This is a genomic window from Clostridium gasigenes, assembly GCF_900104115.1.
Classification (GTDB): Bacteria; Bacillota; Clostridia; order Clostridiales; family Clostridiaceae; genus Clostridium; species Clostridium gasigenes.
In genome coordinates this window covers 1-8584 of the sequence record NZ_FNJM01000035.1, presented here as the reverse complement: position 1 = coordinate 8584, position 8584 = coordinate 1, and the positions used below count along the sequence as shown (strand labels likewise).

At 28.4% G+C, this 8584-nt stretch carries 7 protein-coding genes and 1 pseudogene; 2 read left to right on the top strand and 6 right to left on the bottom strand.

What is annotated here, in order from left to right:
* Nucleotides 1-137: 137 nt before the first annotated feature.
* From BLS77_RS19255 to BLS77_RS19235, 5 genes and pseudogenes are all read right to left on the bottom strand, one after another.
* Nucleotides 138-359, bottom strand: a complete 222-nt coding sequence (locus BLS77_RS19255; RefSeq protein ID WP_089973779.1) for a DUF1659 domain-containing protein — start codon at nucleotides 357-359, stop codon at nucleotides 138-140.
* Between the two features lie 433 nt (nucleotides 360-792).
* Nucleotides 793-3582, bottom strand: a complete 2790-nt coding sequence (locus BLS77_RS19250; protein ID WP_089973778.1) for a helicase-related protein — start codon at nucleotides 3580-3582, stop codon at nucleotides 793-795.
* A gap of 470 nt (nucleotides 3583-4052) precedes the next feature.
* Nucleotides 4053-4661 (bottom strand): annotated as a pseudogene (locus tag BLS77_RS19245) (nuclease domain-containing protein); the annotation flags it as partial.
* Between the two features lie 134 nt (nucleotides 4662-4795).
* On the bottom strand, nucleotides 4796-5656 hold the full coding sequence (locus tag BLS77_RS19240; RefSeq protein ID WP_089973776.1) for a nucleotidyl transferase AbiEii/AbiGii toxin family protein: 861 nt from the start codon (nucleotides 5654-5656) through the stop codon (nucleotides 4796-4798).
* The gene (locus tag BLS77_RS19235) at nucleotides 5653-6246 is read right to left on the bottom strand and encodes a type IV toxin-antitoxin system AbiEi family antitoxin domain-containing protein (protein WP_089973775.1); all 594 of its coding nucleotides are present in this window, start codon (nucleotides 6244-6246) and stop codon (nucleotides 5653-5655) included. Before BLS77_RS19235 ends, BLS77_RS19240 begins: the two co-directional genes overlap by 4 nt.
* Nucleotides 6247-6940: 694 nt before the next feature.
* On the opposite strand from BLS77_RS19235, the gene BLS77_RS19230 reads away from it, so the two are divergent.
* On the top strand, nucleotides 6941-7360 hold the full coding sequence (locus BLS77_RS19230) for a hypothetical protein (RefSeq protein ID WP_341423505.1): 420 nt from the start codon (nucleotides 6941-6943) through the stop codon (nucleotides 7358-7360).
* A 319-nt stretch (nucleotides 7361-7679) separates the two neighbouring features.
* Here the strand turns inward: BLS77_RS19230 and BLS77_RS19225 are convergent, their stop codons facing one another.
* Nucleotides 7680-8159 (bottom strand): hypothetical protein, encoded by a 480-nt coding sequence (locus BLS77_RS19225; RefSeq protein WP_089973772.1) that lies wholly within the window; start codon nucleotides 8157-8159, stop codon nucleotides 7680-7682.
* Between the two features lie 177 nt (nucleotides 8160-8336).
* Between BLS77_RS19225 and BLS77_RS19220 the strand changes: the two genes are divergently transcribed.
* Nucleotides 8337-8584, top strand: a 248-nt coding sequence (locus BLS77_RS19220) for a helix-turn-helix domain-containing protein (protein ID WP_139164885.1), incomplete at its 3' end; no start/stop codon positions are given.

The window sequence follows — 8584 nt, the reverse complement described above, 5'->3', positions numbered from 1 at the left end:
TCAGGTTTCACATCTTTAATTGCAAAAGTAAATTTACCCTCAGCTGCGTCATTAAACTTCATATTTAATACTCTTTCAACCATTCATTTCACCTCCTTTCTTTTGACATTAACAGGTTTAACCTAAGAAGCCATTTACTATCTAGATAGTAAAGTTACTGTTTCATTAGTTACTTGAGATATTGGATAACTAATGAAGCCACCAATTATATCTCCAAGATCCATTAATGTTTCTTCTGTAGCTAATAAATTTAAATCATTAGCTCTTTGGCTTTTGATGATATCATTTCCTTTAGTGTCTACACCAACTTTGTACTTAACAACAACTGCGCTATCAACTAATACTGAATTAACTGCCATATGTTTCACCCCCCTTCACTTAAATATATGCAGTAGTTAAGGTTTTTGAAAAAATACTGTTATTTTTTTAAATAATACACCAAAGTGTTGGCCGCGCAAAAAAGGATATCTATTTCAATGGTTTTAGTACCATTAATAGATATCCTCAATATTTATAATAATGTTTTATTTATGCCACTTTATATAATTGGAAATTTTTACAACCCCCAAGGATGTTGGCCCCGACTGAGTTTACGAAGGGTTGAGGGGCTTGCTAAATAAATCACCATCTACTTTAAATGAATTACGGTTTACACTCAAGAAATTAGAACCTGACCAATTTGGACTTATAAAATTTCTTTACATAGATGTATCCCCCAAATAGGCCTTCCCTTTCAACTTACGTTAGACTTAATAATAAAGACTACTATCACTGTACCTGCCTTAAGTCTAATTAAAAACCTCTTCTTCTACTGCTTTTACCTCTAAGTTCCAAGCCTTTTCTTCCACTTCTAAAGTTAGGTTTATAACTATCACCTCTAAGCATTTGTAGCTTTTCTTTACAAAATCTACATCTTTCACTTGAGTAATCCCACGCTAGCTTTTTACCGCAGTCTAAGCAAACTCTTTCATGATCAAGAAGACTATTTAAAAGTAGTTCATTTATTTTATTTGCTGTGTTTTCTTTTTCACTTGCAATATAGCTATTATTTATCATTAGTTTAAAGTTTTTACCGAAGGAGTAGTTTAATTCTAATGATTTATAATAACTTTCAAGTTCATCAAGTTCTTTCTTTGTGTTAACTATTTTATTTAGTTTTGGACTTTTTAGGTTTACTACACCTTTGCTGTACATAATACAGTATTCTTCCCATAAGGCTATAACTTTTTTATTATTTTCTTCAAATGGAATAGTTGCCATCTTTAAAAGATCTGATTTGGAAGCTTTAACATTAAGCGCTTTTAATCTATTTAACAGGAATATTATTGTTGTAACATCCGGCTTTTTAAAATATCCTTTTACTGGCGCCAAACTCCAAGTTTTTAATGCGTCTATAATATTTATATCTAATTCTAAAAGAGAATCTGGAATTTCTATATAGCATTTTTCTATTTTATTTGCCACTGAAGTTAATGATGACTTAATTAAATTACTATCAGATGTTGTTATAACATAGCCTTCATCGTAAAGGCCTTTACGTCCAGCTCTTCCAGCTATTTGTTTAATTTCCGAAACTTTTAATTTTCTTTGTGAAATACCATCAAACTTTCTTGTTTCTAAGAATACAATACGTTTAATAGGTAGATTTACCCCCATCCCTATTGCATCTGTACAAACTATTACATCTGTTTCTCCATCTAAGAATCTTTCAAACTGCTTCTTTCTTGTTGAATATGGAAGTGAGCCATAGATAATACTAGTTTTTACATTATTATTTAGAAGCTCAGCTGAAACTGCTAATGCTTTCTTTTTACCAAAGACAACTAGTGCATCTCCTTGTTTAATATCTTTCTTAAGATCAAACTTCTTCTCTTCAAATATTAATTCTGTATCCCTTTTATGATCTATAACCTCAAAGGTATTTCCACAATCTTTAATCAACTTAATTATTATGTCTTTAGCCTCATAAGCCATACAAATATGTATCTCTGGTGCGAGTACTCCAATTATAGCTCTTGTCCACGCCCAGCCTCTTTGCCTGTCATCTATCATTTGAGCCTCATCTATAACACATACATCATATGGTATTCCAAGCTGCAGTTTTTCAATAGTTGAAGAAACATGTGAGGCATGGCATTTAATATCCTCTTCTTCACCAGTTAATAATGAACAAGATATATTTTGAGAGTTAAGCTTATCTTGAATTTCCAGTGCCAGTAATCTTAAAGGCGCTAAATAAACGCCTGTCTCCGCATCCATAAGTCTTTCTATACTTGCATATGTTTTCCCTGTATTTGTATCACCAACATGAAGATAAAAATGTCTTTTCATCTTTCTTGCTTCTTCATGTTCCTCTATTGGATTATCTGAAATTATTTCTTGTATTTCGTCTTTTACTATACTTTTAATATAGATATTTTCAGATGTCCAAATTAATCCCTTTGTACATATCCATGGAATACACTCCGAGAAATTTTTCATCTCTTCAATAGATGGTGCTTTATCATTATTGTTTAAATAGGCTTTGTAAAATATATTTTCAACTATTGCAACTCTTCTTATTAATTTTTTAATCTTATCTTCACTGCCGCAAAGTTGACTTCTAAAGCCTTCCACAGTAACAGTTTTATAATATCCAAATATTATTTCTCTAGCATTTTGCATGAATAAACTCATATGATCATCTGTATTATAAATGTTCATATTAATAAGTAAATCTAACTTATCATCAATAGAGTTAATAATTTTAACCTTAAGCCTATTAATTCCTTTAGCAGATTTTGCTGCTACTTTACAATTAGATGTCATTATATCTATTAATTTTTCTTCATTATAACTCTTATCGCACTCTATTATTTCTGCCAAATATTCGTTAGTAATACCTAGTAGGTTGCACCCTTCATTATAAGTATCTAATAAAAGCTCATTATTTAAAGATCCTACCTTTGCTGCAACAAGGTTTCCCCATCTAGCCTTATATGCATTACCTATTTCAGCTTTTATTTGTTCTTCATATTTTACCCTTTTATCTTCATCTAACTCTTTTAAATCTATATCACAATATACTTTTCCATCTCTAGATCTCTTGTACCATCTAACTCTGCTAAAAAGATATTCTAAGGTATATCTCTTCTTAAATTCTTTATAAAGTTCACCTTTTCTAAGTTGCATAGATTTTTCTACTTTTTCAAATAAAATAGTAGCAATATCCTTAGGAATATACTTATATTTAACATCTGATTCCTCTGTTATCTTCATTGGTATGTACTTAGATCTATCTTTTAAAACATCTGAAAGTTCACTTTCCTTAAACTCTTTTATATAGGTCCCTTCCCATGATAACTCATATAAAAAGTCCTTAACATAGATATAATCATCAATGTTAAAAGATCCATCACTTATTAAATTAACCCTAGAATTTTCATCATCTTCATCAAAATTAGAATCAACAATCTTAACCTTATTAGTTGTATTTATATAGTTAACTATTTCCTTAATCATTTCAATAATAAATTCACTATCTATATATTTATTAATCTCATTTCTAACTTCTTTTCTTAAGGTACATTTAGTTGAACTCATCTTATCACTTCCTTCATAATATAAATTATTATTAGCTATAAGCTTTATCTTTTGATTTCCCTTTTGCTACATTTAACTATACTACAAATAAGCTGATAACTCAAAATACTTGTCTTTGATATTTCTCCATATTTTAAATTAAGACAAGTTCAGAACTCCTTCCAGTAGGTTATAAATCCATCTCGCAGGTACCAACCTGTCATAATATAAACAATGACCCAGAAGCAAATCACTTCTAGATCATTTTGATATAATTATTTTTCTATTGTTTTCTTATGAGCTGTCTCAAGATCTTTTCTAAGATTAAATAATTGAAGTGGTAGCAGTGGATACATTTTCTTTTCTAGCTTTAGCCACTCTTCAATTTGGAACTTGTAGTATAAGTCTACTGATTCACTTTCTATTTCCTTTATGTCATAGCGTCTTACCTCTTCTATGGCTTTTACTTTTCCATAGTATGTTATGCCTGCTTAATCGCCAAAGCTTTTTTTAGATTGTGCAAGTGCAATATATTCTATCTTATTTTTGACTATATCTACATTTGATTTTCTTGTATGATAGAAGTTATTTTCTAGATTTGCTTTTATTTGATCTTTACCTCTTAATGTTCCAAATATACAGTTTTTGTTATCCTCATTATAATCGACATTGTTAGTATTATTATCATCATTTTTACCAGGATTTTTCTTAGCCTTTTTATTATAAACTATTGAATCTCTATACCTATGCATTGTGTTTATATCCTCTTCTTTAGGCCCAACTCCATTATATCTACCGCTATATTCTTTAGTTGTATCTATTTTATATTTAGCATCAAAAATAAATTCATAAGCCTTTGTGCTGTTATCTTTATTTATAGATAAAATGTTATCTGGATTTTGAGATACTGTCTTTGATTGTTTTTTAGCATTATATGCAACCTTAACTCTTTCATTGGTTATAGGGTTTTCATATTCTAATATAGATGTTTGCCCTTTAATAAGTGATACATTTATACCTCTTCTATCTATCTTAATGAAGTCTGAGGATATTAATTTATACTTCTTTTTAAGCAAAGCATTTATCTTGATAAAGCACCAATACTCATATAATACAGGTTATTATGGCAACATATTGGACCAATAAAGGACGATCCTTCACCTACAATCTTTTAAAGAGAAACTAGAGCTTATTCCATGTATTGAATAAGCCACAAAGCACCTAGAATCAATTTCTAGGTGCTTTGTAAATCTATATTAATCTCATTGCATATAGTTTTAATTACGCTACAAATATTTGTAAAAGATATTTCTCTTGCATAATTAAAGTCTTTTTGATACTTCTTCCAGAACCCTTGTATTTTAACACTATTTTCGACATCACTTATAATTTTATCATAATTATAAATATTGTTTATACTATGCCTCTTAGTTGCAGTGGAAATTAAAGCACTTTTAAGTACAGCATTATTATATTTTTGATTCCTAAGGTTATGCAAAGCATAAATATCATAATAATCCCTTGGCCTTGTATTTGCCACACCTCTAGATATTACAGTCTCTAATTTTTCTGCTAAAATAGTTTCTAAATTATATGCCATGACCTTAATTGTTCTATCATCAAATAAAAGCTTAAAAGAATATTCTATTTCACTTGGTGTTATCTTATCACCAGTAGTAATATCAACACTCAAAGGTACTATTAGAGGCTTATAATTTGCATTCAACGATACTCTCATTCCAGGATAGTCATCATGTTCTCTAATATCTACTACTCCCAATAGTTCAAATTCTATATCATCATCAACTTTCAAGCTACAGATATCAGTGAAAACTTTTCTTACTATATCATGTGTTAAGTCCAACCCTTTGATTGTTGTGTCTAAATCCATTGTAGCTCTACTATCTAGTCCAACAATTGCTGCAATTAAAAATCCACCTTTTAAAATAAAATTATGCTGATACTTTGATATCGATATTCTTTCAAGTAATCTTTCCAACATATAATTCTGCATAACTAATTGTGCAGATATTTTATTTTCAATAGCTTTATTTTTTATAAATGCTTTTAATTGCATTGCATTTTTAGTTATCATAATAATACCTCCATATAATTTGCTACCTTGCTTTTAACTTTCAATATTTCAGCATAATCCATAAGTTTTGATATATCCCTACCTTTATATGAAGCGTATTTTTTCATTGCTTGATTTATAATTTGTATATCACAATTATTATTTCCTCTTAAAATATCACACAGCGTTCTTTCCAAGTCATAAATCCTTATTTTATTTCTACAAGGAGAAATTTTTTCTACTATTCCTAACTCATATATACCATATATAGATTTTTTAACCTTAACATTTTCACTTTTCAAAGATTTCCCATTATATCCCTCTGGAAAAGTCATTATATATTCCATTGGAGTCCTATCAGTAAATCCGTGAATATACAAAGCGGTTTCGTGTGAAAATACACCTTTACTATATTTATATTGTAGAATGTACATTTCATCTTCCCAAATATCAGGTTTACCATAAATACCTCTATCTATCCTAACTATAATATTTTCGTCCATAAACTTTTTTAGATAAAGCCTAGGTATTTTTGCCTCAGTTAACTGTGTTGATGTTATAATACCATTATTTTCATTAATTAAATTTATTATTTTTTCAGTATTATTCATCTCTAGCACCTCCTTATACAAATATACTTTATATTATATCCATTCAGTGTATATTTGTATACAATTTTAAGTTAAAAATCCTATTTCAGTTTTTTATTTTAAAAAATGTTGTTGAAGCGTTTTTAATAAACTACAAACCCATCTACAACCAAAGGTGTTACTGAGTTCATTTTCAGAACTTATCAACTTTTAAAACTTCTTTACATTTTATTTGTATCGAATATAAATGCGAAAATAATAAGAACCTTAACTTTTACATATTTTGTATTTTTATCTTGATTTTAATTGAAATTAGTTGTAATATATATCCAAAGAACAAATGTTCTGTCGATGATTGTTTGAAAACCTACCAACTTTATGACCATTATGTAGTTTTATAAAAATTATAAATGCCTTCTATATCTAATATATTTTCAAGTATCTATTACTTTATTTAAACCTAGAGGGGGGGAATCTTTATATGCAAGTTAAATTTAATGAATATGTGACAAATATTACACCAAAGGTTGGAAACGCCACAAATACTAGTGAATTTAATGAACTTAATCTCTTATTAATCAATGCATAAAATGGTGATGTATCTGCAAAAGAATTATTAATTAAAAAATACTATTGTTTTATAGTTTCACAAACTAAAGGTATTTACTTAAATGGTTTTACCTTTGATGATCTTGTTCAAAGTGGTATAGAAACAGTGCTTAGATCAATAAATACTTTTAATATTACTAGAGGTATTGAAGTCTTTACGCCTTATGTGATTTTGTCTATAAAAAATAACTTTAATTATTTATGTAGAAAAGAAATTAGATATAATAAAGTTGTAAGCTTAAATACTATAGTTAAAGATAATATGGAATCTATGGATTTTATTCCTGACACTACAAACCTTGAAGAAGTTATCCTTAAAACAATAACTTCTAATAAATTACTGTTTTTACTAAAACTCTTAGATAAAGAAGAGCTTGAACTTATAAAGTTTTTATATTTAGATGATAATGGTGAAAAAGGATATCTATCCATCTATTCTAAGTTAAAAGGCAAAGACTACTATTATTGTACATGCCTTAAGAAAAGAGCTCTTAGTAAATTGAGTGAAAGAAAACATTGGTTATAATATTTAAAATTAATGTACAATATTAATTATTTTTATGTACTACTTAACATTTATTAAGTATCAAAATGGACCTGGAAGTTTATCACTTCTAGGTCTCTCTAATCCCATAATTTGAATTTTATCTATTCATCTCTTTAAATAACATAGCTATTCCCTTTATCATGAAAACTACGACTACGCTACATACTATAGAAGTAAATATACTAAGTTTTACTATTTGCATATCTATCAAATCTATTTCCCCTTATGCTATTTTTATATATTATTGACACATAATTTAAAATATAAACAAAATAGTATATATCAATTTTTAATATATCTATATTTCATCCTCATTTTTATAATATTCGATCATCCTTTTTAGATTTTCAGGCATATATATATATACTTCATTTGAATCTCCAAAATATCCATCTGAACTTGCTCTATTCCAATATCTCCTTGCTTCCTCGTAATAAGGTAATTGTAACCTCATAAAGAAATCATTCCACTTTCGAACATTGCTAGTCATTTGTAAAAATTCTGGCATATGGTATGGGCCTGGATCTAATAAAGATAGTAGATTTACTTTACCCTTATCACCTAAAAAGCTTTTTAAATCGCTGTCGCTATCATATATATAACAAGCATCACGTCTTTTGTTTTTTAATGGAGATTTAGTCTTGTGATGTACAATTACAAAATCTTCATATACCAACCCATTCTCTTTGCATCTTTTAAATTGAACATATCCATCTTCAGGTTTATCAATAATTTCACCACAGGTATCACAATACCATTTTTTTAATGGTTCTAACATAAAATTGCCCCCTTTTCATTCTAATTATAATATATTATTCAAACTAAGTTTTCATAATTTGCTACTTAACATTTATTAGGTATCAAAAAGCACCTAGAAGTTTATCCACTGATATGCTCCCTTTATAGTAGACAGTTGAAATAATAAAAACTGTTTATATAGAGGGAGCATTTTATTATGGAAAGAAAAACTAAAATATTGTCAGAAATTAAGATAGAGGTTGTTAAGGAGTATTTATCAGGAAAAATAAGTGTAGGGCAAATAGCTTATCAACTACAAGTTTCTAGCTTCTCGGTTGAGGAATGGATACGTAAATATAAGGCTTTTGGAGTGGATGGATTAATAAGTAATAGTAGAAATAAACATTATTCACATGAACTTAAGATTAAAGCAATAACGGATTATATCAACGGTGAAGGTTCTTT

Bases quoted from the DNA above. Each gene is read 5' to 3' on its own strand.
- BLS77_RS19225 (WP_089973772.1), bottom strand. From the start codon at position 8,159: ATGTTAGAACCATTAAAAAAATGGTATTGTGATACCTGTGGTGAAATT.
- BLS77_RS19255 (WP_089973779.1), bottom strand. From the start codon at position 359: ATGGCAGTTAATTCAGTATTAGTTGATAGCGCAGTTGTTGTTAAGTAC.
- BLS77_RS19240 (WP_089973776.1), bottom strand. From the start codon at position 5,656: ATGATAACTAAAAATGCAATGCAATTAAAAGCATTTATAAAAAATAAA.
- BLS77_RS19235 (WP_089973775.1), bottom strand. From the start codon at position 6,246: ATGAATAATACTGAAAAAATAATAAATTTAATTAATGAAAATAATGGT.
- BLS77_RS19250 (WP_089973778.1), bottom strand. From the start codon at position 3,582: ATGAGTTCAACTAAATGTACCTTAAGAAAAGAAGTTAGAAATGAGATT.